The 554-nt window shown below is 59.6% G+C and carries 1 protein-coding gene; it reads left to right on the top strand.

All coding sequences use genetic code 11. The annotated features are described in order from the left end of the window. On the top strand, positions 1 to 522 hold a 522-nt coding region (locus tag AX690_RS23375), incomplete at its 5' end, for a hypothetical protein (RefSeq protein ID WP_197426867.1). Positions 523 to 554: the final 32 nt, after the last annotated feature.

The raw sequence follows: 554 nt of genomic DNA on the forward strand, positions 1-554 counted from the left end.
CGAGATGGAACGCAGAGCGGCTTAACCCCGTCCACTTTTTCGGGGGAAGATCAAGGTTTATCGGCGGGCGGCGTTCAGGTCTTCGCCGACATTCTGGAGCCGATAGACGGGGACGCTTGGAAACTCGTCGAGGTGAAATCGAGCGGCAGCGTGAAAGATTATCACCTCGCTGACGTAGCGGTTCAGGCCTACGTCGCTGATCGCGCTGGAGTGAACCTCCAATTAATCGCCATCGCGCACATCGACACCTCTTGGACCTATCGGGGCGGCGGCGACTATCAGGGCTTGCTTGTCGAACGTGATGTGACCGCAGAAGCCAAAACCGCCTCAGGGCAAGTTGCAGGTTGGGTTGAAGGCGCCCAAGCCGTATTGAAGGCTCGCGCAACACCTGATGCCAGGCGTGGGCCTCATTGCACCACCCCGTTCGAGTGCCCTTTCAACGATCACTGCCGCGCGTTAAATCCTGGCCCGCCTCACCCGGTCACCTGGCTGCCTCGGGTTGTACGTCGTCAGAAGTTTTGAGACAGCCGGGCTGCGGATTTAGCGGAGGGTTG

The organism is Caulobacter sp. CCH9-E1 (assembly GCF_001556515.1).
Taxonomy (GTDB): domain Bacteria; phylum Pseudomonadota; class Alphaproteobacteria; order Caulobacterales; family Caulobacteraceae; genus Caulobacter.